The sequence below is a fragment of the Bradyrhizobium sp. 2S1 genome (genome assembly GCF_011516625.5).
GTDB classification, from domain to species: Bacteria; Pseudomonadota; Alphaproteobacteria; order Rhizobiales; family Xanthobacteraceae; genus Bradyrhizobium; species Bradyrhizobium septentrionale.
Genome location: NZ_CP147717.1, coordinates 311,937 through 334,852, shown reverse-complemented (window position 1 = coordinate 334,852; position 22,916 = coordinate 311,937). Strand labels below are relative to the sequence as shown.

General features: G+C 62.8%; 16 protein-coding genes and 1 pseudogene. 11 read left to right on the top strand and 6 right to left on the bottom strand.

The features are described from left to right. The first annotated feature begins 382 nt into the window (after nt 1-382). The 4 genes and pseudogenes from glmS to HAP54_RS01525 all read left to right on the top strand — a co-directional run bounded on the left by glmS (nt 383) and on the right by HAP54_RS01525 (nt 6,635). On the top strand, nt 383-2,209 hold the full coding sequence (gene glmS / locus HAP54_RS01540) for a glutamine--fructose-6-phosphate transaminase (isomerizing) (RefSeq protein ID WP_166298583.1): 1,827 nt from the start codon (nt 383-385) through the stop codon (nt 2,207-2,209). 692 nt (nt 2,210-2,901) lie between these two features. Then, complete coding sequence (locus HAP54_RS01535) at nt 2,902-3,288, top strand: hypothetical protein (protein ID WP_275949058.1); 387 nt, start codon at nt 2,902-2,904, stop codon at nt 3,286-3,288. A gap of 442 nt (nt 3,289-3,730) precedes the next feature. Beyond that, a pseudogene (locus HAP54_RS01530) lies at nt 3,731-5,073 on the top strand (IS1380 family transposase). Nucleotides 5,074-5,300: 227 nt separating this feature from the next. Beyond that, nucleotides 5,301-6,635 (top strand): IS1182 family transposase, encoded by a 1,335-nt coding sequence (locus HAP54_RS01525; RefSeq protein ID WP_166202952.1) that lies wholly within the window; start codon nt 5,301-5,303, stop codon nt 6,633-6,635. 223 nt (nt 6,636-6,858) lie between these two features. Here HAP54_RS01525 and HAP54_RS01520 read toward each other — a convergent pair whose 3' ends face one another. Together HAP54_RS01520 and HAP54_RS01515 are read right to left on the bottom strand one after the other, a co-directional pair. Then, on the bottom strand, nt 6,859-8,202 hold the full coding sequence (locus HAP54_RS01520) for an IS1380-like element ISBdi2 family transposase (protein ID WP_166298582.1): 1,344 nt from the start codon (nt 8,200-8,202) through the stop codon (nt 6,859-6,861). A gap of 141 nt (nt 8,203-8,343) precedes the next feature. Continuing rightward, nucleotides 8,344-9,141, bottom strand: coding sequence for an N-formylglutamate amidohydrolase (locus HAP54_RS01515; RefSeq protein ID WP_166298581.1), 798 nt, complete (start codon nt 9,139-9,141; stop codon nt 8,344-8,346). 103 nt (nt 9,142-9,244) lie between these two features. Here HAP54_RS01515 and HAP54_RS01510 point away from each other — a divergent pair, with 103 nt between their 5' ends. The 3 genes from HAP54_RS01510 (at nt 9,245) to HAP54_RS01500 (ending at nt 11,544) form a co-directional block, all read left to right on the top strand. Continuing rightward, nucleotides 9,245-10,147, top strand: a complete 903-nt coding sequence (locus HAP54_RS01510; protein ID WP_166307306.1) for a transglutaminase family protein — start codon at nt 9,245-9,247, stop codon at nt 10,145-10,147. A gap of 2 nt (nt 10,148-10,149) precedes the next feature. Further along, a complete protein-coding gene (locus HAP54_RS01505) occupies nt 10,150-10,962 on the top strand; it encodes a transglutaminase-like domain-containing protein (RefSeq protein WP_166298580.1) in 813 nt (270 codons plus the stop codon). A gap of 183 nt (nt 10,963-11,145) precedes the next feature. Continuing rightward, nucleotides 11,146-11,544 (top strand): gamma-glutamylcyclotransferase family protein, encoded by a 399-nt coding sequence (locus tag HAP54_RS01500; RefSeq protein WP_166298579.1) that lies wholly within the window; start codon nt 11,146-11,148, stop codon nt 11,542-11,544. A 128-nt stretch (nt 11,545-11,672) separates the two neighbouring features. On the opposite strand, the gene HAP54_RS01495 is transcribed toward HAP54_RS01500, so the two are convergent. After that, nucleotides 11,673-12,227, bottom strand: coding sequence for a chlorite dismutase family protein (locus HAP54_RS01495; protein WP_166298578.1), 555 nt, complete (start codon nt 12,225-12,227; stop codon nt 11,673-11,675). A 208-nt stretch (nt 12,228-12,435) separates the two neighbouring features. Between HAP54_RS01495 and dnaG the strand changes: the two genes are divergently transcribed. Together dnaG and rpoD are read left to right on the top strand one after the other, a co-directional pair. Next, complete coding sequence (dnaG, locus tag HAP54_RS01490) at nt 12,436-14,454, top strand: DNA primase (protein WP_175619349.1); 2,019 nt, start codon at nt 12,436-12,438, stop codon at nt 14,452-14,454. A 250-nt stretch (nt 14,455-14,704) separates the two neighbouring features. Beyond that, nucleotides 14,705-16,837, top strand: coding sequence for an RNA polymerase sigma factor RpoD (gene rpoD, locus HAP54_RS01485; protein ID WP_166298577.1), 2,133 nt, complete (start codon nt 14,705-14,707; stop codon nt 16,835-16,837). Between the two features lie 150 nt (nt 16,838-16,987). Here the strand turns inward: rpoD and HAP54_RS01480 are convergent, their stop codons facing one another. The 3 genes from HAP54_RS01480 to HAP54_RS01470 form a co-directional block, all read right to left on the bottom strand. Beyond that, nucleotides 16,988-18,091: an ISAs1 family transposase gene (locus tag HAP54_RS01480; protein ID WP_166297973.1), complete on the bottom strand. Its 1,104-nt coding sequence runs from the start codon at nt 18,089-18,091 to the stop codon at nt 16,988-16,990. Between the two features lie 340 nt (nt 18,092-18,431). Beyond that, nucleotides 18,432-18,668, bottom strand: a complete 237-nt coding sequence (locus tag HAP54_RS01475; protein ID WP_029082033.1) for a hypothetical protein — start codon at nt 18,666-18,668, stop codon at nt 18,432-18,434. A 114-nt stretch (nt 18,669-18,782) separates the two neighbouring features. Further along, nucleotides 18,783-21,587 carry a CHAT domain-containing tetratricopeptide repeat protein gene (locus tag HAP54_RS01470; RefSeq protein ID WP_166298576.1) on the bottom strand — a complete coding sequence of 935 codons (2,805 nt, stop codon included), beginning with the start codon at nt 21,585-21,587 and terminating at the stop codon, nt 18,783-18,785. 445 nt (nt 21,588-22,032) lie between these two features. Between HAP54_RS01470 and HAP54_RS01465 the strand changes: the two genes are divergently transcribed. Continuing rightward, entirely contained in the window at nt 22,033-22,443 is a 411-nt protein-coding gene (locus HAP54_RS01465; RefSeq protein WP_051346428.1) for an ester cyclase, read from the top strand. Between the two features lie 83 nt (nt 22,444-22,526). Further along, the gene (locus HAP54_RS01460; protein ID WP_166298575.1) at nt 22,527-22,856 is read left to right on the top strand and encodes a hypothetical protein; all 330 of its coding nucleotides are present in this window, start codon (nt 22,527-22,529) and stop codon (nt 22,854-22,856) included. The last annotated feature ends 60 nt before the right edge of the window (nt 22,857-22,916 follow it).

Here is a 22,916-nt window from a genome sequence, read left to right as displayed (position 1 = left end):
TATCGCAGCCCACAATGCGTACCGCTCACTCAACCTCCAACAGAACACTCAGCCTAGGGCGCAGCAAGCTCATCGACCATATCGATGACATCGCTTCTGCTGGTGCAGGAAATACGGGGAGCTTGCAAACACTTGTATAGTTCTTCGAACGTTTCGATATCGAAAGTTTACCTTCGTACAATCGAGCTATCGATATTGATCGTTTAGTCTGATCTCGACAAGCGGAGCATGCATCTGTCCGAGTATCGCATGTTCGCCTGAACGAGCGCGACAAACATTTCCAGTAACAAATGGCAACACACGCTAGAGCAGCCCCGCAACCACGTCGACAGCAGGCCATTCGGAAGCCGCGGCTTCGCGAACTTGGGCTGCATTGATCAGCATGTGTGGAATTGTCGGCATCCTGGGGCGTGGTCCGGTCGTTGGACAGTTGGTCGCTTCGCTCGAGCGGTTGGAGTATCGTGGCTACGACTCCGCAGGCGTTGCGACGCTCGAAGGTCTCCGTATCGAGCGGCGGCGCGCTGAAGGCAAATTGAGAAATCTTGCCGAGCGGCTACACCGGCATCCGCTATCGGGTCATATCGGCATTGGTCACACCCGATGGGCGACTCATGGAAGGCCTACCGAAAGAAATGCCCATCCGCATGCGACGGAAAATGTCGCGGTCGTTCATAATGGGATCATCGAGAATTTCCGCGAGCTGAGAGCCGAACTGGGACAGAATGGAGCTCATTTCAGCTCAGAGACCGACACCGAGGTGGTGGCGCATCTCGTTGAATCCTATCTCATGAATGGCTACTCGCCACAGCATGCGGTGCAGGCGTCGCTGCCGCGGCTGCACGGAGCCTTCGCGCTGGTATTCCTGTTCAAAGGCCACGACGATCTTTTGATCGGTGCGCGCAAGGGATCACCCCTTGCGATTGGGCATGGCAATGGCGAAATGTATCTAGGATCGGACGCGATCGCGCTCGCACCCTTGACCGATTCCATTACTTATCTTGAAGATGGCGACTGGGCCGTGCTTACCCGCTCGATTTGTATGATCTACGACGCGGACGGCACTATCGTCCACCGGGAAACATCAAAGTCAGGCGCGTCGTCACTCCTGGTAGATAAAGCGAATTACCGCCACTTCATGGCTAAGGAAATCCACGAGCAGCCGATGGTGGCCGGGCAGACATTGGCTCATTATGTCGATATCGGCGCCGAGCGCGTAGCCCTGCCGCTCAAACTACCGTTCAACTTCAATTCGATTCAGCGAATCTCGATTACGGCCTGCGGCACGGCAAGCTATGCCGGTCACATCGCCAAATACTGGTTCGAGCGGTTAGCACGCCTGCCGGTCGAAATCGATGTGGCATCCGAGTTCCGTTACAGGGAGGCGCCTTTGCGCAAGGGCGATCTCGCGATCGTCATCTCGCAGTCGGGGGAGACTGCCGACACACTGGCTGCGCTGCGTTACGCCAAGAGCCAGGGTCTGCACACGATATCTGTAGTCAACGTCCAGACCTCGACGATTGCGCGTGAGAGCGAATCCGTGCTGCCGACGCTGGCGGGACCGGAAATCGGCGTCGCCTCCACCAAGGCGTTCATCTGTCAGCTAGTGGTAATGGCGGCGCTTGCCCTGGCAGCAGGCAAAGAGCGCGGTAAACTGCACGAGATCGATGAATCGAAGCTTGTCCGCGAGCTTATCGAAGTGCCGCGGCTGATTGCTGCGGCGCTGTTGATCGAGCCGCAGATCGAGAAACTCGCGCGTCATGTCGCCAAGTCGAGCGATGTGCTCTATCTCGGCCGCGGCACATCGGCCCCCCTGGCACTGGAGGGTGCGCTCAAGCTGAAGGAAATCTCGTATATCCATTCAGAAGGCTACGCCGCTGGCGAACTCAAGCACGGACCGATTGCATTGATTGATGAGACGGTGCCCGTGGTGGTGATCGCGCCATACGACGCGGTCTTCGGGAAAACTGTCTCGAACATGCAAGAAGTCGCGGCTCGCGGCGGCAACATCATCTTGATCACTGATGCGAAGGGCGCTTCGGAAGCGACGGTGGACACGCTCATGACCATTGTGATGCCGGACATGGGTGGAAGCTTTACGCCCATGGTTTATGCCATCCCGGTTCAGCTTTTAGCCTATCATACTGCCGTCGTTATGGGGACGGATGTGGATCAGCCGCGCAATTTAGCAAAATCGGTCACCGTCGAATAGCCGGCTCCGGCAATGTCGAGGTGCTTCTCCGTTGTCTAGCCATCAGGCTGCGGTGGCTGCCCCATCTGGTGGATTCAAAATCCGGAAAGGCTGTAGTCTCGCGCCTATCCATGGTTGGTCATGGTTGGTGGATACTTGGTTGTCGCGAATTCTGGTAACTGTTAGCAGGCCGCGCGCTCCCCCGGACTTATCGAGACTGCGATCTGGGCATACGTCTAGCATGGCGCGCGGCATCAGAAGGAGAGCGTTCGACGGCTGATTCAATAGGAGAACTATCGATCGAACCCGCTCCTGATAGGCTGACATTGCGAGCCATGCTCGTAGCCTCACCAATCCCGGCAACGCCAATGCGACGTGCATTGGTGCCGCTTTAGGAAAGCTTGCCGAAAGGATGGGAGGGCATTCACGGTCTCGCGTCAGGTTTTGGTAAGGCAGTCAGCCTATCAACTCCGCCGAGTTTAACAAGCCTGAACCAAATGCGGAAGTGTATGCCCGCTGGGAGCACCAATCGCCATGTATAATCGGATCAATGGCTTGTCCACTTCCAATCCTCACGCTTTGTCGAAGCTGACGAGCAAGGGGATGCAAACAGCTTCGCGGATGCGTTCGCCAATATGCGCTTGGCTGCGCCAGGCCCCAGTGGCAGCTCATCGTCGGCAACAAGACCGTATTCGCTCGTTCAAAACCCTCCTGTGGTGGAGATCAATAGGTCGTCGTTCAGAAAGGCAGCTCAGACCTATCACGGCGAAAAGATCAAGTACATCGCCGACAACCCGCAAGAGTACTCAGATTTCGTGTCCGCAAGAGCAGGGCGAACTGCGGAAATTGCTGAGGACTATGGAACAACTCGAGATTCCGATAATGCGCGATACTTCAGCTACCAATTAGGAAACAAGAGTGTCGGGCTTCTAAGAATGGAAGGCGGCGACAGCATGACAGAGTTCGACGTCAAGCGATGGCGGGAGCTGTTTCCTGGGCGAACGGGGACTACCTCGAGTGTAGATCTTCAGGTCGTTCATCCGCTTGTCGAGAACGCTGGCGATATTCTGCTCGAGCATCAACTTCGAATGGACGGCTAAAGGCCGTTGCTCAATTTGCGTCCGGCTAATCCAGAAGCAAGAGCCCGTGGGGAGAAGTTGGGGTTTGTCGAGGTTGACGCCGACAATATGGTTCTCGACCCAGAGATGTCAGAAAATTGGATAAGAACAGTGATGGTGAATGGCAGCGAAAAGGCGCTGCCGCGCGATATCTTTCCGAAATTGGCAACTGTGAGAACGGTGATACCGAGATCGACAGAAGGCTCCGCGACATACGATTGCGAGGATGATTTTATGTGACTAGAGTATAGTTGCGTGGAACGTATCTCGACGTGCTCTTCGCGCCGTCTTTGCTGCGCTAACCCGTCTTATTCGTCAGAGTGCGCCTGAGAGGCTGGCGAGCGTGGTGTAAAGCGCTGATGCGGCGTAGGATTCGGTTGCAAAGCCAACCCCATCACCTTCAGCCGCGAACACCAGGCCCGCCATGACCGATGATACGATTCTGCCCTTCTCGTTTCCAGCCGTTCACGCCAAGAAAGTCACAGCTGCCTTCGATGGCGGTCGGCTGACCTCGAACGGGGGCGTGATGCTTCTGGCGATGGCCGAGCGGCGTCTCGGCTTGGCCGACAATTTGGCCCGGGTGTTCCCGGATCGGCGCGATCCGACGCGGGTCGTGCACAGCCTTGTCGATATGTTCCGCGCGCGCATGTTCGCGATCTGCTGCGGCTACGAGGACGCCGACGACCTCGATCATCTGCGGTCCGATCCCGCATTCAAGCTGGCCTGCGGACGGCTGCCGGACACGGGTCGCGATCTGTGTTCCCAACCGACGCTGTCGCGGCTGGAGAATGCTCCGCGCCTGCGCGACGTGATCCGACTGACCTACACTTTGGTCGACGCATGGATGGATAGCTACCCGCGCGAGCCGGCATCCGTCACGCTCGACATCGATGATACCTGCGATGTCGTCCACGGCCATCACAGCTCTCGCTGTTCAACGCTCATTATGACGAAGGCTGCTTCCTGCCGATCCACGTCTACGACACGGAGAAGAGCCGGCCCGTGGCGGTCGTGTTGCGGCCCGGCAAGACGCCGGGCGGCGTCGAGGTGCGTGCCCATCTGCGCCGCCTGATACGGCATATCCGGACGCGGTGGCACAACACGCGAATTACGTTCCGTGGCGACGGGCACTATGCCCGGCCGGAGGCAATGGCGTGGTGCGAGACCAACGGCATCGACTACATCTTCGGTCTGTCCGGCACCAAGCCGCTCGCCAGAAAACTCGACGAGGCCGCCGACGACATCCGCACGCGACGCGCCATCGAGAACCTGCCGGTTCTGCGTGGCTATACCGAGACGCGCCACAAGGCCAAGTCCTGGGATCGCGAACGGCGTACCGTCGCCCGTATTGAGGCGACGATGCTCGGCCTCGACATCCGTTTCGTCGTCACCAGCCTCGATGTCGGCTCGGCCGAGTGGATCTACGACAGCCTGTATTGCGCGCGCGGCCAAGCCGAGAATCTGATCAAGCTGCATAAGACACAGCTCGCCTCCGATCGCACCAGCTGCCGTTCGGCGCTCGCCAATCAAGTCCGCCTCGTTCTCCACACCGCCGCTTATTGGCTGATGCTGACCGTGCGCGACGCGATTCCCAAAGCCCGGGAATTGGCCACAGCCGAGTTCGCGACGCTGCGTCTTCGTCTCTTGAAACTCGCTGCCCGTGTCGTCGAGACCACGAGCCGCATTCGCCTTGCGTTTGCCGCGGCATGTCCCGAAGCCGACCTGATCCGCGGCTTGCCAGGCGCGCTGCTGCCGCTCGGTCCTTGACCGGCGGGGCGTCCGCCCCCCGTTCGCCCAACCCATCCCTCAAGCGCGTTGCAAAGTACGGGTCGTCAGGCGGTGAAAAGCCGAAGGCAATCCCGCGCGCCTCGTCAGAGCAGATGTGCGGCCACATCAATCGGACTAAAAAAAGCACTCTCACGAATAAGACGGGCTAGGAGCTTGTCTGGATAGTCGCTGTTCAAATCTGGTCGGGTCTGATTCAACATTGGGCGATGAGCAAGTATTTTCGGCCTTGGAACATCGATCAGACGCTGCTTCTGCCGCCGAATGTGCAGGACTTCGTGCCGAAAGGCCATGTCTCGCGGTTTATGGTTGATCTGGTGCGGGAGAGCCTCGATCTCAGGGAGATCATGGGCAGCTATGTGAGCGGGCTTGGGCAGCCGCCGTTTGATCCGCGGATGATGGTGGCGCTGCTGCTGCATAGCTATGCGAGTGGGCTGTATTCGTCGCGTCGGATTGCCAAGGCCTGCCGGGAGCGGAACGATTTTGTGATGATCGTGGCGCTGGATGCGCCGGATTTTCGGACGATCAGCGACTTTCGCAAGCGACATTTGAAGGCGCTCGGCGCGCTATTCGTGCAGGTTCTGAAGTTGTGCGAGACGGCCGGGCTGGTCAAGCTCGGTCATGTCGCGCTGGATGGTACGAAGATCAAGGCGAACGCGTCGAAACACAAGGCGATGAGTTATGAGCGCATGAAGAAGCGCGAGGCGGAATTGAAGGCCGAGGTCGCTCGCATGCTGGCGGCCGCCGAGGCGGCGGATGCCTCGGAGGATGAGACTTTCGGCAACAGCGACGAACTGCCGGACTGGACCGTCGACAAGCAGAAACGGCTGGCGAAGATCCAGCAAGCGATGGCGGCGCTGGAAGCGGACGCCAAACTGGCGGCGGAGGAAGAGCGCCGCATCGAGGCCGAAAAGGAACAGCAGCGCCAGGCCGAAGGCCGCAAGAAGCCGGGCAAACCGGCGGCGCTGCCATCGGAGGAACCCAATCCCAAGGCGCAACGCAACTTCACCGATCCGGAAAGCCGCATCATGAAGTCGAAGGATGGCTTCGTTCAGGCCTATAATGCCCAGGCGGCCGTCGATGCACATGCCCAGATCATTGTCGCGCAAGAACTGACCCAGCACGGCAGCGATCAGGGCCAGTTGGTGCCCCTGATCGAGGCCATCGAGAGCAATCTTGGCCGCAAGCCGCGGCAGGCCTCAGCGGATTCCGGCTACTGCAGCGAAGCCAATCTCGAAGCGCTCGACACACGCAGCATCGATGGCTATGTCGCGCCCGGACGCGCCAAGCACCCGACAGTAGCGAACGGAAAAGTCGGCGGCCCGCTGACACAGGCCATGCGAAAGAAGATCGACGATGGCGGCTTCGAAACACCCTACCGATTGCGAAAGCAAGTGGTGGAGCCGGTGTTCGGGCAGATCAAACAGGCAAGAGGCTTCCGCCAGTTCCTGTTGCGGGGCATCGAGAAAGTGCGCGCCGAGTGGACAATGATCTGCACCGTCCATAACCTCCTCAAGCTGTTCAACCTCGCAAACGCAGCCTGAGCCTGCTACTCTACAACAAATGCCCGTCACGAAAACATATCTGGACGGGCTCCTAGCCCGTCCTATTCGTGAGAGTGCTTTTTTTAGTCCGATTGATGTGGCCGCACATCTGCTCTGACGAGGCGCGCGGGATTGCCTTCGGCTTTTCACCGCCTGACCGACCCGTACTTTGCAACGCGCTTGAGGTGTAGGTTGGGCGAACGGGGGGCGGACGCCCCGCCGGTCAAGGACCGAGCGGCAGCAGCGCGCCTGGCAAGCCGCGGATCAGGTCGGCTTCGGGACATGCCGCGGCAAACGCAAGGCGAATGCGGCTCGTGGTCTCGACGACACGGGCAGCGAGTTTCAAGAGACGAAGACGCAGCGTCGCGAACTCGGCTGTGGCCAATTCCCGGGCTTTGGGAATCGCGTCGCGCACGGTCAGCATCAGCCAATAAGCGGCGGTGTGGAGAACGAGGCGGACTTGATTGGCGAGCGCCGAACGGCAGCTGGTGCGATCGGAGGCGAGCTGTGTCTTATGCAGCTTGATCAGATTCTCGGCTTGGCCGCGCGCGCAATACAGGCTGTCGTAGATCCACTCGGCCGAGCCGACATCGAGGCTGGTGACGACGAAACGGATGTCGAGGCCGAGCATCGTCGCCTCAATACGGGCGACGGTACGCCGTTCGCGATCCCAGGACTTGGCCTTGTGGCGCGTCTCGGTATAGCCACGCAGAACCGGCAGGTTCTCGATGGCGCGTCGCGTGCGGATGTCGTCGGCGGCCTCGTCGAGTTTTCTGGCGAGCGGCTTGGTGCCGGACAGACCGAAGATGTAGTCGATGCCGTTGGTCTCGCACCACGCCATTGCCTCCGGCCGGGCATAGTGCCCGTCGCCACGGAACGTGATTCGCGTGTTGTGCCACCGCGTCCGGATATGCCGTACCAGGCGGCGCAGATGGGCACGCACCTCGACGCCGCCCGGCGTCTTGCCGGGCCGCAACACGACCGCCACGGGCCGGCTCTTCTCCGTGTCGTAGACGTGGATCGGCAGGAAGCAGCGTTCGTCATAATGAGCGTTGAACAGCGAGAGCTGCTGATGGCCGTGGACGACATCGCAGGTATCATCGATGTCGAGCGTGACGGATGCCGGCTCGCGCGGGTAGCTATCCATCCATGCGTCGACCAAAGTGTAGGTCAGTCGGATCACGTCGCGCAGGCGCGGAGCATTCTCCAGCCGCGACAGCGTCGGTTGGGAACACAGATCGCGACCCGTGTCCGGCAGCCGTCCGCAGGCCAGCTTGAATGCGGGATCGGACCGCAGATGATCGAGGTCGTCGGCGTCCTCGTAGCCGCAGCAGATCGCGAACATGCGCGCGCGGAACATATCGACAAGGCTGTGCACGACCCGCGTCGGATCGCGCCGATCCGGGAACACCCGGGCCAAATTGTCGGCCAAGCCGAGACGCCGCTCGGCCATAGCCAGAAGCATCACGCCCCCGTTCGAGGTCAGCCGACCGCCATCGAAGGCAGCTGTGACTTTCTTGGCGTGAACGGCTGGAAACGAGAAGGGCAGAATCGTATCATCGGTCATGGCGGGCCTGGCGTTCGCGGTTGAGGTGATGGGGTTGGCTTTGCAACCGAATCCTACGCCGCATCAGCGCTTTACACCACGCTCGCCAGCCTCTCAGGCGCACTCTGACGAATAAGACGGGCTAGCTGCCCGTTCTACGTCTTAGATCAGCGCCTCCGCGCGTAGCGCCGTCTCGATCTCGCCGAGCACGCGCGCCAGCCGCTCGGCCCACGCCGTCTCGCCGGCCTGATCGGAGATTAGGTCCTGGCGGATCTCGATGCCGGAATTCATCAGGCCGCGTTTCTCGCCGTGCGCCGGGATCGTGTAATCGGTCTCGTCGCTGACCGCATAGGGCTCATTGTCGCCGACCACGAGATCGCCCTCGTTGCGCAGCTGCTTCAAGAGCCGCGGCGGCAGCACCGTGTCGCGGTGGTAGAGCGTGCCGATGTGCCAGGGACGGGCGATGCCGGAATAAACCGGTGTGAAGCTGTGCAGCGACACCAGCACTGTCGCCATGCCCTGTTGCGCACGTGCGTCGATGATCTCGTCGATGCGCCGGTGATAGGGATCGAAGATCTGCGCGCGGCGCATCTCGGCGGCCTCGCGCGACAGGCCCTCATTGCCGGGAACGGTGGTGGCCTCGCTGATCAGCGGGATCGCGCTTGCGGCATGCGGCGGACGGTTGCAGTCGATCACGAGCCGCGAATAGCGCTGCGCGATCAGATGCGCATCGAGCCGGTCGGAGAGCTGGGTCGCGACGCCGGCGATGCCGACATCCCAGGCGATGTGCCGCACGAGCTCGCTTTCGGGCAGGCCGAGGTCGCCGAGCGGAGAGGGAATCAGCCTGCCGTAATGGTCGCAGGTGAACAGGAACGGCGAGCGGCCGGAGGCATTATGTTCAAGAACCGGTGAAACGTCGGTGCTTGCGAGCAGGAACGATGGATCACTGCCGTAATTCAAGGGCCTTTTCCTCAACTTTGCCTATTCAAGGGGCATGCTGGTCTGGAATCGAGCAGCATTCTCTATAGATTAAGCGGTCCGAAATCACGATGATTGTTTGAAGATGCCGCTGCTGACCATTCATCACAAGACCGTTTATCGCTACGCGCGCCCGGTGGCGTTCGGCGAACACCGCATCATGCTGCGTCCCCGCGACGGCCACGATCTGCGCGTGCTCGACAGTGCGCTTGTGATCGATCCGCAGCCGATGTCGCTGCGCTGGATCCACGATGTGTTCGGTAACAGTACGGCGATCGCCGCCTTCGACGAGCGCGCCGACACGCTGACATTCGTCTCGACCGCGACGGTGGAGCATAATCCGGCCGACACATTCGCGCTGACGCCTGACGATGCCGCCTACTTCTATCCGTTTCTCTACGACGATGAGGAATTCCCTGATCTGCAGCAGTTCGTCACGCCGCAATATGGCGACCCGAACGGCGAGCTGTCGGCCTGGGCGCGGCGCTTCCTGGATGTCGAGGCTCCGACGCCGACTTTCAATATCATGAGCGGCATGACCCATGGTATCCGCGAGAGCTTTAGCTATCGCAAGCGCCACGAACATGGCACCCAGCATCCGCTCGACACGCTGCAGACGAAGTCCGGCACCTGCCGCGACTATGCGCTGTTGATGATCGAGGCGCTGCGCCGGCTCGGCTTCGCCGCGCGCTTCGTCTCCGGCTATCTCGCGATGCCCACAGACAGCGCGCATGGCTATGTCGGCGGCGGCTCGACCCATGCCTGGGTGCAGGTCTATCTGCCGAGCGCGGGCTGGATCGAGTTCGATCCGACCAACGGCATCGTCGGCACGCGCGACCTGATCCGCGTCGCGGTGGCGCGCGATCCGCGCCAGGCGGTCCCGCTGCACGGGGTCTATCTTGGTCCGCCTGACGCTTTCCAGCGCATGGACGTCGACATCAAGGTCGTGTCGGTCGGTGAGGACGCGGCAGAACGGGAGACAGTCTGACGATGCAGATCAGGGTCGGCTTCGAGATCACCTACACGGCTCCGCAGCCGACGCCGATGGTGATGATGCTGTCGATCCATCCGTCGCGTTACGCGGACATCGTCGGTACAGAGCAGATCGTGACCGAGCCAGACGTGCCGTTCGGCCTCTATCGCGACGGCTTTGGCAATGTCTGTGGGCGTCTGGTCGCGCCCGCCGGTGGCGTCACCTTCCGCGGCAGCGCACTGGTGCGCGATTCCGGGCTGGCTGACGTCGTCAATCCGGCGGCGCAGCAGGTCCCGATCGAGCAATTGCCTGATGATATGCTGCTCTATCTGATGCCGAGCCGCTATTGCGAGACCGACAAGCTGACCGATATCGCCTGGTCGCTGTTCGGCAATACACAGCCCGGCTGGGCCCGGGTGCAGGCGATCACCGATTTCGTGCATCGCCACGTCACGTTCGGCTACGAGCACGCCCATCACATGAAGTCGGCGCACGACGTCTATGAAAGCCGCGCCGGCGTCTGCCGCGACTTCGCGCATCTGGCGCTCACCTTCTGCCGCTGCATGGGAATTCCGGCGCGTTACTGCACCGGCTATCTCGGCGACATCGGCGTGCCGCCGGATCCCGCGCCGATGGATTTCTCCGGCTGGTTCGAGGTCTATCTGTCCGGCCAGTGGTACACCTTCGATGCCCGCCACAACACGCCGCGGATCGGCCGCATCCTGATGGCGACCGGCCGCGACGCCGCCGACGTAGCCCTCACCACGAGCTTTGGCCGCATGACGCTGGCGAAGTTCGTCGTCATGACCGATGAGGTGGCGGCGGCTTGATGTAGAGCCGTCACCCTGAGGAGCGCGAAGCGCGTCTCGAAGGGTCGACGGCCACCAGCCGGGCCGTGCATCCTTCGAGACGCGCGTTCCGCGCTCCTCAGGATGACGGGAGATCGCCAGCGAGCAATCCATTTCGTGGCACGATGGATTGCTTCGCTTCGCTCGCAATGACATAGAACTCACATGATCTCCGATCTTCTCTTCGTCTATGGCACGCTGATGCGCGGCTTCGACCATCCGATGGCGAAGCTGCTCGCGGGCAATGCCGAATTCCTCGGGCCGGCGCAGTGCTGCGGCCGGCTCTATCTGGTGAAGCATTATCCGGGCCTCGTGGCATCGGACGATCCCGCCGACATCGTACACGGTGAATTGTTCCGCTTGCGCGAGCGCGAGGCCATGCTGCGCGAGTTCGACATGTACGAAGCCTGCGGCGAAGGGTTTCCGCCGCCGACCGAATATGTCCGCGAGATGCTGAAGGTCACGCGCGCCGACGGCAGCGCGAGCGAGGCGTGGACCTATTTCTACAACTGGCCGGTCACGGAGTTGCCGCGGATCGCGTCAGGAAAGTTTCTCGAGCATTGACGCTCGTGTCCCGGGCGCCCTGCGGCGCGAAGTGCCGCTGTGCAGAACCGGGGCCCATTTGTGTCACGATCATGGGCCCCGGCTCAGCAGCGCATCACTGCGTGCCGCGCTGCGTCCGGGGCAAGGGCTTACACTTCCCGCACCACGCGGATGTCGACCTCGCGCTCGACGAAGGTCCATTCCTCGGTCGCGCGCAGCACGCCGACCAGTTCGTCGAACAGGCTGACATGTTCGGGCGCGAATTCGAACCAGGTCAGGAAGTCGAAGGGCATGCCGAGGTCGCGGGCGTGAAACAGCTGGCGGGCGATCGCCGGCAGGAATTTCATGGTGTCTGCGATGTGGTGCGACTTGTCCTCGAATATCTTGCGGCGCTCCTCCTGCGTGAGCTCCCACCAGGCAGCCGATTTCCTGATCGGGATCAGCGCCGCATGCGTCGCCTCGCTGCGGCCGAGTGCGGCCTGCACGGCGATGAGTTTCTCGCGCTCCTCCTTCTCGGTGTAGCGCAGATGGCTTGCGACGCCGGCGAGCCGCCAGGAGGTCTGCGCCGGCAACAGCGGCAGCGCGATCGCGTCACTCGAGATCACCGAGAGCGCCTCGACCTTCGGCAAGGTCTCGCCCTTCACCCGCGTGATGGAAGTGACCTTCCAGCCGCCGCTCTGTCCGCCTCTGAACGTCGTGAACATGGCGCTATCCAATCCCGGAAGCGGGGAAGGTTCAAGTTGGCCGAAACGGCTCTCCACCGTGGATTTGGGGGTAGCCCGCTCGACCGGGCCCGACAGACCAGCCTGTGAATAGCCCGGAAAAGCCCCACATTGTTCGTCATGCCGGGCCGTCCCGCTATATGGCTAACCGGTTGTCCGCGATTCGTCGCCCGAGCCCAGAATCAAACTGATGCGTTTCACGCCCGAATTCCTCGATGAGTTGCGCGCCCGGCTTCCGGTCTCGGAAGTCGTGGGCAGGCGCGTCAAGCTCAAAAAGGCCGGGCGGGAGTGGAAGGGGCTGTCGCCGTTCCAGCAGGAGAAGACGCCGTCGTTCTTCGTCAACGACCAGAAGCAGGCGTGGTTCGACTTTTCGTCCGGGCTGAACGGCAACATCTTCGACTTCCTGATGAAGACCGAGGGCGTGACGTTCCCCGAGGCGGTGGAACGCCTTGCCGCGATGGCCGGTGTGCCGCTGCCGGCTGTGACGCCCGATGCGGCGCGGCACGAGCAGCATCGCCGCACCCTGCACGACGTGATGGAACTCGCGACAAAATTCTTCGCCGACACGCTGGCCTCGCGCAACGGCGCCAAGGCGCGCGGCTACCTCGCCGACCGCAGCATCTCGCCGGCAACCCAGCTCCAGTTCCGGATGGGCTATGCGCCGCCGGACCGCTTCGCGCTGAAGGAGCATCTCGGCGGGCAGGGCATCTCCACCGAGGACATGGTGGAGGCCGGGCTTTTGGTGTCCGGCGAGGACAAGCCGGTGCCGTTTGATCGCTTCCGCGACCGCGTCATGTTCCCGATCACGGATGCCCGCGGCCGCGTCATCGCGTTCGGCGGCCGCGCGCTGGAGAAGGACGTTCCGGCCAAATACCTGAACTCGCCGGAAACCACGCTGTTTCACAAGGGCGACAATCTCTACAATCTGTTCACCGCGCGGCAGGCCGCGCATGACGGCGCACAGCTGATCGTCGTCGAGGGCTATGTCGACGTCATCGCGATGGTCACGTCGGGCTTTCCCGGCGCCGTCGCGCCGCTCGGCACAGCGTTGACCGAGAACCAGCTCGGCCTGCTCTGGAAGATGGTCGACGAGCCGATCCTCTGCTTCGACGGCGACCGCGCCGGGCAGAAGGCGGCCTATCGTGCGGCCGACATTGCCCTCCCGCAGCTCAAGCCGGGAAAAAGCCTGCGCTTCGCGCTGCTGCCGGAAGGCCAGGACCCCGACGATCTCGCCCGCTCCGGCGGACGTGGCGCGGTCGAGGACGTGATATCAGCCGCGCGGCCGCTCGCCGAGATGATCTGGTCGCGCGAGATCGAGGGTGGCAATTTCGACACGCCGGAGCGCCGCGCGGCGCTCGAGGCGCGGATCGGCGAATTGACCAACGGCATCCGCGACGAGGTGGTGCGCCGCTATTATCGCCAGGACCTGCAGGAGCGGCTGCAACGCAATTTTGCCCCGGAGGGCGGCCGCGGCGGTTATGGCCGCGGCGGCTACGGCAGGGGCAATTTCGGCGGCGGCCGGGGCGGCGAATCATCCCGCCAATTTGTCCCCCGCGGGCAGGCCCAAGGGGGCCAAGGCGGCCGGTTTGGTGCCAAGGGCGGCGCCACCCCCGGGATTTCACGGGGGCCCTATCAGGCGGCGAGCCCCCAGCTCGCCAACAGCCCGATCATGCGCGGTCAGCGCAGCGCGATCTCCCGCCGCGAGGCGCTGATCCTGCAATCCCTGATCAACCACCCCTGGCTGCTGCACGACCATCTCGAGGAGGTGGCAGCCCTCGAGCTCGCCCATCCCGAGGCCCACAAGCTGCGGGCGGCCATCATCGCGGCCTTTGCCCACGACCATCACCACTCCCCTGATGTCGAGGAGCAGGCCGAGAAGATGCGGGCCGACCTCGAAGCGGGCGGATTATTACAGATTCTTCAAAGGGTTGATCGATCAATCACAACCCAGGCGGTGTGGGGCGCGCAGATCGGCGCGGCGCGCGAGGATGTTTTATCGACCTGGCGTCAACTCGTTGCCTTGCATCAGAAAACCCACGCCCTACTTAGGGAGAGAAAAGATGCGGAAGTGGCCTTGGCTGAGGACTCCAGCGAGGCCAATCTGGCATGGTTGCAGGATATCCAGGCCCGGATGGCAGAAGCCGATGGGACCGAAGCCCTGATTGAGGGGTTCGGGGAATTATCGGGCCGGTTCCAGCGTAATGTCTGATAACAAAAATGCTGCGGACGGCGCCGGCCGAACCCGCAAAAAGACTCGCCAAATCCATGGTTTGGCTGCAAAAACAGGGTTAAGCGAAACTTAATAGCCTCGCGGCTATTGCAGATGGAAACCATCGAGACGGATGACAGGGGTGGCGATTTGTTGCGCCGCCCTTTGTGCGTCGAGAGTAATTCTAGATAGCGTGCAAACATGCGTGCGTGGCACCATTTTGCACGACCGCGTTTCGGGAGCTTAGTGAATGGCCACCAAGGCAAAGACGCTGCAGGTTAAGGACAAGGAAAAAGACGACAAGGCAGCGGACGCTCCTGAGAAGGATTCCGCTGACGCGCCGTCGCCGTTGCTCGACCTGTCGGATGCCGCGGTGAAGAAGATGATCAAGCAGGCCAAGAAGCGCGGCTTCGTGACCTTCGATCAGCTCAACGAAGTGCTTCCCTCCGATACGACGTCGCCCGAACAGATCGAAGACATCATGTCGATGCTCTCCGACATGGGCATCAACGTCACCGAGGCTGACGATTCCGAAGGCGAGGACGAGAAGGACGACGGTGACGACGAGACCGACAACGAGCTTGTCGAGGTCACGCAGAAGGCCGTCACCGAGGTCAAGAAGTCGGAGCCCGGCGAGCGCACCGACGATCCCGTGCGGATGTATCTGCGCGAGATGGGCACGGTGGAATTGCTCTCCCGCGAGGGCGAAATCGCAATTGCAAAACGCATCGAGGCCGGCCGCGAGGCGATGATCGCGGGCCTCTGCGAAAGCCCGCTGACCTTCCAGGCCATCATCATCTGGCGCGACGAGCTCAACGAAGGAAAGATCTTCCTCCGCGACATCATCGATCTCGAAGCCACCTATGCCGGGCCGGAGTCCAAGGGCGGCATCAATCCGAACCTGATCGGCAACAGCGCCGGCGAGGGCGCTACCGCCGAGGCCAATGGCAACGGCGCTGACGCGGCCGCGCCCGCCCTGGTGGCGCCGCCCGCTGCGCCGCCGTCGCCGACCCCGTTCCGCGCCGCGCCTGCTGGTGGCGAAGCCGCCACCGAGGAGAAGGATCCCGGCGAGGCCGCGGCCGAAGCCGACATGGACGACGACGAGTTCGAGAACCAGATGTCGCTCGCCGCCATCGAGGCCGAGCTGAAGCCGAAGGTGGTCGAAACCTTCGACAAGATCGCGTCCGAATACAAGAAGCTGCGCCGCCTGCAGGAGCAGGACATCGCCAACCAGCTGCAGAGCGAGTCGCTGTCGCCCTCGCAGGAGCGCAAGTACAAGAAGCTGAAGGACGAGATCATCGTCGAGGTGAAGTCGCTGCGCCTCAACCAGGCCCGCATCGATTCGCTGGTCGAGCAGCTCTACGACATCAACAAGAAGCTGGTCTCGTTCGAGGGCCGCCTGCTGCGCCTCGGCGACAGCCACGGCGTCGCGCGCGAAGACTTCCTGCGCAACTACCAGGGCTCGGAGCTCGATCCGCGCTGGCTCAACCGTGTCTCGAAGCTTTCTGCCAAGGGCTGGAAGAACTTCGTCCATCACGAGAAGGACCGCATCAAGGACCTGCGCCACGAAATCCAGTCGCTGGCGGCGCTCACCGGGCTTGAGATCGGCGAATTCCGCAAGATCGTGCACGGCGTGCAGAAGGGCGAGCGCGAAGCCCGTCAGGCCAAGAAGGAGATGGTGGAAGCCAACCTCCGTCTCGTGATCTCGATCGCCAAGAAGTACACCAACCGCGGCCTGCAGTTCCTCGACCTGATCCAGGAAGGCAATATCGGCCTGATGAAGGCGGTCGATAAGTTCGAATATCGCCGCGGCTACAAGTTCTCGACCTACGCCACCTGGTGGATCCGGCAGGCGATCACCCGCTCGATCGCCGACCAGGCCCGCACCATCCGCATCCCCGTGCACATGATCGAGACGATCAACAAGATCGTCCGCACCTCGCGCCAGATGCTGAACGAGATCGGCCGCGAGCCGACCCCGGAAGAGCTCGCCGAGAAGCTCGGCATGCCGCTGGAGAAGGTCCGCAAGGTCCTCAAGATCGCCAAGGAGCCGCTGTCGCTCGAAACCCCGGTTGGTGACGAGGAGGATTCGCATCTCGGCGATTTCATCGAGGACAAGAACGCGATCCTGCCGATCGACGCCGCGATCCAGTCGAACCTGCGCGAGACCACCACGCGCGTGCTGGCCTCGCTCACGCCGCGCGAGGAGCGCGTGTTGCGTATGCGCTTCGGCATAGGCATGAACACCGACCACACCCTGGAAGAAGTCGGCCAGCAGTTCTCGGTGACCAGAGAGCGCATCCGCCAGATCGAAGCCAAGGCGCTGCGCAAGCTGAAGCACCCGTCAAGGAGCCGCAAGCTGCGGAGCTTCCTGGATAACTGATGCTGTCATTGCCGGGCTTGACCCGGCAATCCATCGAGACAAGAACGGCGGGCAAGGGCCCGCCGTTTTTGTTTTGGCGAGGGCGTATCGACATCTCGCGCCAGCACCCGCGGCCACCCCTCTCCCCAACCCTCCCCCGCAAGGGCAGGGCTATCGCATATGGCTGAGGGCTGCCATGAGGAAGGCATTGTCCCAGCCGGCGCGCTTAATTTTGCGCCGCAGGGAGGCTGGATCCGGGTGAGTTCGCAGGATGTTGAGGGCGAGCCTGCGCAGAATGGCAAGGTTCTCGGGCGCATGGTCGCAGCGTGAGCGGTTGCTATCCTCGGCAAAATGGACGTCGAGCACCCAATGGAGTTGGTTCTCGATGCCCCAATGGCTGCGAGTGACGTGGAGCAGCCGCTTGGGAGCGATGTATTTGGACAGGAGATAGTGACGCACGACAGGCGCATCGGCGCGCTGCTTCCGCAGGCGTCTGCGCGAGGTGATGCGCCCTATCGCGGCGGCCCCTGGGAAGCCATAGAGGTCCGCCAAACTGGTATTGCGCATGACTGTGGCACGTCGCACTTCGCGTCGATCGTGGGTGGAAGGGTCGATCTGCTCGGCTGTGCTGCGCTTGCCCGATCGCGCAAATTGTTGGGTCACCGCGGTGAACAAGCGCCCGCGGTTGGCCTTGATCGCCAGAACATAGTCGCCGCCGCGCTCGCGCACCGTAGCCGCAAAGGCGCGGGTACAATGCAGCGCATCGGCGGTAACGATGCAGCCTTCCAGCGACAGAAGGTCCAGTACCTCCAGAGCGCCCGCCGTCTCGTTGCGACCAGATGCCTTTTGCTGAGCCAAGGCCATGCGGGCATCCACCGCAAAGACGTTGACCATGTGCAGCGGGGTGGCCTTGCCGCCGCGTTCGTAGGCCCCGCGCAGGGCCTTGCCGTCAACCGCCACGACCCCAGTCAGCTTGATGCGGTTGGCCTTGGCAAAGGCCGCCATGAAGCGACGAAATGCGCACTCAAAGGCCTGCGGTTTGAGCAGGCGGAACACCCGACTGAATGTATCGTGGCTTGGGATGCCATGCTCCAGGCGAAGAAAGAGCCGCAACAGCTCCTCCTTCGACTGCCCGAAGTCCGCCATGTCCGAGCACGACTCCGCCCCGCACAGCATCGCCGCCAGTGCGATGAACAGCACTTCCAACAGATCGTGCCTGGCATTGTCCGCGCGCGGGTCCGGCAACCGCCGAAAGGCCGTCTTGAACTTCTTCATCCGACCCCCTCCTTAATCCGGGAGTCGTCTTCAGAATCGGTGTTGCCTTACAATGCAATAGCCAGCGAAACCCCATATGCGATTCCCCTGCCCTTGCGGGGGAGGGAGCCTGGAGAGCGTGCTCACCTCACGTCGCGCGTGGCTTTTTGTACTTCGCGTCACGACGCGTGCGGCACGCTGCTGCGTGCTGCACGGTGGTCGCAAATGTGAGTGAGGCACCGGCGGAAGGGCTCCCTCCCCCCTTGCGGGGGAGGGTGGGGAGAGGGGTGCCGCTTGTTCCGATGCGGATAGAGCGCGCAGTTCAGCAAATGCGTCCGTCTGGTGCGCCGTGCCCGCGCCGCTACTTCTTCTTCACACCGACGCGCTCGATGGTCTTGATCTCGAGTGGCGGGCGGCCGCCCTTTTCGGCGATCTCACGGTCCTGGTCGCGCAGGAAGGCGCGGACCGGCTCGTCGCCGTCGAGCCCGCCCAGCAGCTCCGATGGCACGCGGCGGTTGGAGCGCTGCGAGCCGTCCTCATAGAAGACGTTGAAGAAGGCGAATTCGCCTTTGGGATTGGTTCCGGGTTTTTTCGGCATGCGCGGCTTGTCCCCGATACCGGCAGCGCTGTCAAAGCAAATCACGCAGATTTCCGCGCCGATCTGCCCTGCGCTGGCGGAACGGTGACAGCCCTGTGACGTGCGGATCGCGCCTCAGCCCTCGAACAGCACGAACGCCGCCCACACGCTGGAATCCCTGGCACCGGCGATCTTGCCGTCGCGCGCGTCGCGCCGGGTCTGGCGCAGCGCGTCCGAATAGGTCAGTCCATCAGCGAGGTGCTCATAGAAGCGCACGGTGAAGTTCGCGGTGCCGTCGTCGGCGACCGGCCACAGCGTCAGCAATGCGCGCCGCGCACCGGCGATGCCAAGCGCGGTCGGCAGCCCACGAAGCCCGCTGACAAAGCTCTCGTCGCCGCGACCGGTCTCGCAGGCCGACAGCACCAGCAGATCGAGCCCGGACAGATCCCAGTCCATCAATTCGAAGGCATAGAGATAGCCGTCGCCGTCGTCGCGCAGCGGAAATCGGCTGTCGCCGGCGCCCGACAGCACGATGCCGCTCTGCCACAGCGTATCGAGGCCACTTGCCGTGCTGTCGTGATAGAAGCCGTGCGTCGCCAGATGCGCGATGCGTACCTTGCCGATCGCCTCGCGCAGCGTGCTTTCGCTGACGCCGCGCCCGCTCAGCATATCGACCGGCGCGCCGCGCGCGCGGGCGAGTTTTGCGATCGCCTCGATCTCGGTCTTGGTGCCGGGCAGGGGCATCGGCCCCGGCTGGCCGTATTCGATGCCGCCGGCGAGCAGCATCGCGCCCGTCCTGTCGAGCTTCTCGCGGGCATGGATTGCGATCAGCGCATCGGGACTGGTCAGCATCCGGATCGTGAAGCGGTCCTCCAGCAGGCCGCCGTCGGCATCAGGCAGCAGCGAGAACGGCACGGCAAACAGGAAGCCATCAGGCACGACATAGAGCGTGGTCTTGTCGTTCGGCAGCGGCTCCAGCGGCGCGAACAGCCGCTCGCGCAGGTTCTGGAAGCGGCCCCTCGCATCGAGTGGCCTGGCATCGAGATCAGCCACGGTAGCCCGTGTCGTGCGCAGCCGCGCGATCTCGGTCCGCACCCCGGTATCGACCATCCGGCCGGGATCGCCGAGATCGACCACGCGCGGCGCGCGCTGCGCGGTCTCGACGATAGCGTACAGCACCGTCGCCGCCAGCGGCTCCTTCGACTGGCGATCCGCCTTCCATTGCCGCGTGATGAAATAGTTGATGACGGCTTCATCGCCGGCGAGCAACTGCGCGGGGCGGAGCGGATCGGGCGGCGGCCTCATACCGATCGCATCGAGCCGCTGGTTCAACGCCTTCTCGGCCGCGTCCTGCCGCTGCCACACCGATCGCGCCCAGTCGTCGATATTGCCCGACGAGAACAGCTCCTGCTTCTCGCCATTGAGCCGCAGTGCCGTGCGCACCAGCGCCGCGGTCTCCTCGTCCTTGCCTGCCACCTCCGTCTCGAGCCGGCGCAGCGCCGTGGCGTCGCCGCCGCCGAGCGACTTCCAGCGCAGCACGGCGCTCGCAAACGCCGGCTGCGCCACCGATGACCCGGCGCCGGTGGCGAAGCGGCCGAACGCGAACAGCAGGTGATCGGCATGGGCGCGGATCGCCTCGGCGACGGCGCGGTCGCCTGATGTGCCGACCTCGCGCTTCATCCAGTCGAACATCTCGCGATCGAGCGCGGTGAAGGCCTGCAGCGCGCGCTTCGGATCAACAGCGATCAGCGCGGTCGCGATGCCGAGCTTGATCTCGAAGCTGACCGGATGCTGCGCGGTGAAGGCCCGCGTCGAGATCGCAAGCGCGGTCTCGCGCAGCCGCATGCCTTTGTCGGGCTCGCCGCGCTGCTCGCGTTTGCCGGCGGCCAGCCCAGCTGCCTTGATGCGCAGGAAATCCGCGAAATTCTCCTCGTTGGCAACGATCGCCTCCAGCTGCTCCAGATCGGCCGGCGCCATCGCGGCATCGCCCGCCGCGAGCATGTCGGTGTAGAACAGCCACGCGTCGGCCTGTCCCGCAAAACCCGGATCCTTCGGCGCCAGCACGGTCGCGATCGCGCGGTGCCGGCGGAAACAGCGGCGGGCGTCGTCGAAGCGGCCGAGGTTGAGGAAGTCCTGCCCGGCGTTGTTGACCGTCACCAGCGTGTTGAGGTGGTTCTCGCCATAATGCTTGGCGCGCTTCTCGATCGCGAACAGATCGAGCTCCAGCGCCTTCGCCGGCGCGCCGATCTCGCGCAGCATGTCGGCATAATTGTTGGCGAGCTTCCAGGTGGTGCGGTGGTCGGGCCCCAGCGCCTTCTCCGAAAGCTCGAAATTGTGCCGGCCCAAATTCGTCGCCGACGCGGCCGAGCCGTTGGCCGACAGCGCGACCGCGAGCTTGTCATTGGCGATCAGCGATTCCTCGGAGCCTTCGCCCCAATAGGCGTTGTAGGCCGCGATCGCCTTCATGTAGAGCGGCACCGCTTCGGCGATCCTGGCGTGGTCGGATAAGAGGATGGCATATGACAGCAGCACGTCGGCGTTGCCGGGCGGCGATTGCGCTGCCGCCTTGCCCTGCAGCGCCCGCGCGAACAGTTTCTCGGCGAGATCGTCGCGCTTCACCGCGCGCAGCGTGGCGGTCGCCTGGTAATATTGCCCCATGACGAACTGGGCGTCGTCGAGCCTGTCCGCGGCGTCGAGCGCCGCTGTGAGCTGCGCATAGCCGGCGTCGATCTTGCCGCTGCGCGTCAGCGCGATGGCGTTGTTCATTTGCGCGGTGATCGCCTGCGCGCTGCCTGCACCTTGCGCCGGCGCGCGTTTGGCGCGGGAGTCCTGCGCTGCGGCGGTGTCGATTGCTCCGGCGAAGGTCGCGCCGAGCGCGAGGACGATGCCGACGGATGCGGCAGCCCGGCGCGCACGCACAAATCCTCCGGCTGATGTCATCGGCAAACATCCTCGTCGTGAAGTCCGTCATCGGATGGCGTCGCCCGAATGACAGCGTCGTTGCAGCCAGCCGGCCTGGCTCTAGCGGCGCAGCTTAAAGACACGGCGATCGGTCACGCGTCAGCGCGGGACCGGCTCGCCGCATTGATCCTCGTTGGTCGCGGACGGTGCCTTCGGCGTTCATCCGCCGTGTCTTGAACGGCTTCCCGGTTAGTTGGGCGCGCGGCGTCGCTTGCATGCCAGCGGCGCTGCCTGCCATCGGACGATGTTACCGCCTGCAGATGAACGGCCTGCCGGCAACCGCCTTTCGCATCGGGCTCGAAACGCGCGCGGGCCGAAAGCCCCGATCTTTCTGACCATCGTCACTTGCGCGGCTACGTCCGATTCGCGTATGAGGCGCATCCTTCCTTTACTACAACTTCTCATTTTTGAGAGCCGATCGCCGATGTCCAACGCCACCCTCGACGCCAACAAGGCGCTCGTGCTCGCGCATTATGACGCCGTGACCAACCGGCACAATCCCGAGGCGATCCGCGCGCAGCTGGCGCCCGACTTCTTCGACCATGCGGCGGGTAAGCGGATGAGCGCCGAGGAGGTGATCGCGCATTCGGCCGCACTGCACGAGACCTTCGCCGACCTGTCGGCGGTGGCCGAATGTCTGGTGGCCGACCGCGACATCGTCGCCGGCCGCTTCGTCTGGCGCGGCCGGCACCGCAGCCCATGGCGCGGCATTGCCCCAACCGGCCGCCACGTCGAATTCCGCGGCATGACGTTCTGGCGCATCCGGGACGGCAGGATCTCCGAGCGCTGGGCAGAGATCGATTTCGCCGGGCTGGAGCAGCAGCTCAGGGATTGAGGGAAATCTGCACAACTCCGCCGTGTTACCGCCGGCGAACATGGTATCTCAGATCATTCTACCTAGTGTGCTAGGAGCATCTGATGACAGCTCGAAATGTTGCCTTCGACAAGGCCATGTTCGAAATCTATCGACGCGCCAAACACGAGGCGAACTACAACGCCACTATCTTTCTCAAGATGCTATCGGATAGTGATGGCCTAACAACTGCTAAGACGCTCATAAACGCAGCCAATGTATCGGATGGCTACACTGCGCTCTATCTGCGTGGGCGACTAGACCTCACCGTGGAAGCCGTCGTTACAGAAAGTGAGCAATGGAGTGCGTTGTTTACTGATGATGAAATCAGGAGGGCAAAGAAGCGGCTCCTCGCTTATCGCTACAAGCCAAAGAATTGGAGTGCACCAGCATAGAAGACACGTCCAAGCATCCGATCAAGACGATCAACACTTTGACTGCCCCGTTTCCTCCAT